Here is a 2,509-nt window from a genome sequence, read left to right as displayed (position 1 = left end):
GTAGCAGAATTCAATCTGCACCGGGTCAGCGCGGAGGTACCGCCCAAGCAGAACCCGCAGCAAACCGCGCCGCGCGATGAACCGGATCCGATCGCGATCGAATTGGAACCGCTCCGCCCGCCTGTGCTCGCAGGCGGAGAGCGTTTCGGCCAGCGGGCTCAGTTCGCAAACGATTCCGTCCAACGCCGCGCACCAGACATGAACTTCCTCTGCGCCGAGACGCAGGTGTTCGGGCGGGAAAGGCCAACTGCAATCCGCAGCGGCGAAGGCCTTCACCGGTCCCTCCATAATCGGGTTCAAGCCGGGCCGTTTCGGCGCTCCGCGTCGGTCATCCTGCAGCGCGCCCTTCTTGTTTTTGCATTCGCGCTGACGAATTTTCAACGGGTCGGTGATGAAGAGCCGTTCCGATCCATCTTTTCCCGCAAGCTGAGCGGACGCATATCCGTCCAGGCGGTCTTTATGTAATCCAGACACTTTGCCCGGTCGCCCGATTGTCCGGTGTCGCGCCAGCCGGGCGGGTTTTCGCGGTCGGCGGGCCAGAGCGAGTATTGTTCTTCGTGGTTGACCACCACCTTGTAGGTCGTGCGATTGTCAGTTTCGTCCATATTTTTGATCCTCCGCGGTTAGGGAAATCAGCGTTATCCAACGGGTGTCAAACTGCGCAGACGTCCATCGATGATGCGAAAGCGGTCGGTGTTGCCCTGTTCGATCCGGCCGTAATCGAGTTTGATGAAGCGGTCGGCGAGATGGAAATACTTGTCGTCATGCGTGATGACCAGGACGGTTTTGCCGCGCATCTTCAGTTCGGGCAGCAGCTGGGTGTAGAAAATCTCCTTGAACAGGGGATCCTGGTCGGAAGCCCATTCATCGAACAAATAAAATGAGCGGTCTTCGAGGTAGGCGGTCAACAGCGCCAGCCGCTTTCGTTGACCTTGCGAAAGCGCCGTGGTGGAAAGAACGCCGTTGTTGATTTTGACCTTATGCTCGAGGTGCAGTTGCTGCAGGTAATCCAGCGCCTGTGCGTCGAGCCGCGGATTGCTCAGGCCGATCAGACTGTCAAACAGGAAAAAGTCCGAGAACACGGCCGAGAAAATCTGGCGGTAATCGTCGCGATTGCGATCCGTGACAGGCCTCCCATCCAGGAGAATTTCGCCGGACTCGGGCGGATACAGGCCGGTCACGATTTTCGCCAGGGTCGATTTCCCGCTGCCGTTGCCGCCGCCGAGAAAAACCAATTCACCGCGGCGGAAGGTCAGGTCGATGGGGCCGAGGATGAAGTTGCTGCCCTCCTTCTCGCGGTGATAGGAATGGGTGGCGGCGACGAGATCCAGGCGTTCCCATTCGCGCGTCTTCTCCTCCCTCTGCATCGTGCAAGAGTCCGACAATTGATTCGCCAGCGACAACCCGAGTTCCTCGATCTTTTGCAGGGCGACATTGGCCCGGCCGAAGAGGGCGATGCTGCCCATGACACCGGCCAGTGGACCCATCAGATACAGCGTGGTCATCACGTACCCCGTCATGGTTTTGGTGCTGAGATGCTCCCATGTCGGCAGCAAAAACAGAATCAGACCCATGAGCAGAAAGAACAGCAGGTGGCCCCAGTTATGGGCGAGGATGAAGCGGGTCTCGGCGGCGATGTTGTGGCGTTGAAAGTCCGCCGTGGCGGATTGCACGCCGTTGTTCATGAACGCTCCGCGACGCTCGCGATGCAGTTTGAGTTCCTTGATCCCATCGGTCAGCGCGCGAAAATGGCCGAACAACCTGTCCTCGGCCTCGCGGGCCAGATGCAGCGACCGAAATCCACGCGTGATGAGTAGGCGATAGCAGCAGGCGCCGAAGGCGATGAAAAGGCACATGACGATCAAGACGCGCCACGACAGCCAGGCGAGGTAACCGGAGCCCCCGAGGAGAATGGCGATATTGACCGAGAGTGTGGGGAAGGCGAACAGCGCCGTGGTGATGCTGTTGATGTCGTCGGTGAGAGCGACCATCAGTCGCGGCGCGCCAATCTCCTCCAGTTGCCGGAGAGGTACGGCCAGAATTTTGCGGACGAGTTCGCGCCGGATGTTTGCGATCGCCTGTTGTGAAAAGCGGATCAGCCAAATCTGCGAAATGACGCCGGTGAAAATCTTTCCCAGCGCGAGGGCAGCGAAGCCGGTCAGGAATGCGACGGTCGCGCCGTCCGGATCATTGATCACGAGGTTGACCAATGCAATGAGGCCGGCGTTGCAGGCGCCGCTGAAGAGGGCAGTCAGGGCCGTCACGGCCACCATGCCTCTGCATTGTTTAAGAAGGAATTTAAGCAGGTTCATAAGGTACGGAACGGATATCAGCGTTCGGTTCGCAGCTGCGCCTTTTCCAGGCAGGCGCTCAATCTGCCAGCCAGTGTCTGGACGTGCGGTTCGTCCAAAACCTGTTCGTGAGTGCCGGGAATCAAACTCACGTCCACCGCGCCGGCCAGATTCCTCCAGTACATTTCGGGCTCCAGTTCAAACAGATGCGGCCTGTG

Annotated in this window: 4 protein-coding genes; all 4 read right to left on the bottom strand. The window is 59.1% G+C overall.

The genetic code is table 11. From position 1 onward, the window contains the following. Positions 1 to 381, bottom strand: a 381-nt coding sequence (locus VN887_11535; GenBank protein HXT40634.1) for a hypothetical protein, incomplete at its 3' end; no start/stop codon positions are given. Then, the gene (locus VN887_11530) at positions 378 to 605 is read right to left on the bottom strand and encodes an MbtH family protein (protein ID HXT40633.1); all 228 of its coding nucleotides are present in this window, start codon (positions 603 to 605) and stop codon (positions 378 to 380) included. The genes VN887_11530 and VN887_11535, both read right to left, overlap by 4 nt. 33 nt (positions 606 to 638) lie before the next feature. Then, positions 639 to 2,312, bottom strand: coding sequence for a cyclic peptide export ABC transporter (locus VN887_11525; GenBank protein ID HXT40632.1), 1,674 nt, complete (start codon positions 2,310 to 2,312; stop codon positions 639 to 641). A gap of 17 nt (positions 2,313 to 2,329) precedes the next feature. After that, on the bottom strand, positions 2,330 to 2,509 hold a 180-nt coding region (locus tag VN887_11520), incomplete at its 5' end, for a hypothetical protein (GenBank protein HXT40631.1).

The organism is Candidatus Angelobacter sp. (genome assembly GCA_035607015.1).
GTDB lineage: Bacteria > Verrucomicrobiota > Verrucomicrobiia > Limisphaerales > AV2 > AV2.
This window is presented reverse-complemented; position numbering and strand designations above follow the sequence as displayed.

Bases quoted from the DNA above. Each gene is read 5' to 3' on its own strand.
- VN887_11530 (HXT40633.1), bottom strand. From the start codon at position 605: ATGGACGAAACTGACAATCGCACGACCTACAAGGTGGTGGTCAACCAC.
- VN887_11525 (HXT40632.1), bottom strand. From the start codon at position 2,312: ATGAACCTGCTTAAATTCCTTCTTAAACAATGCAGAGGCATGGTGGCC.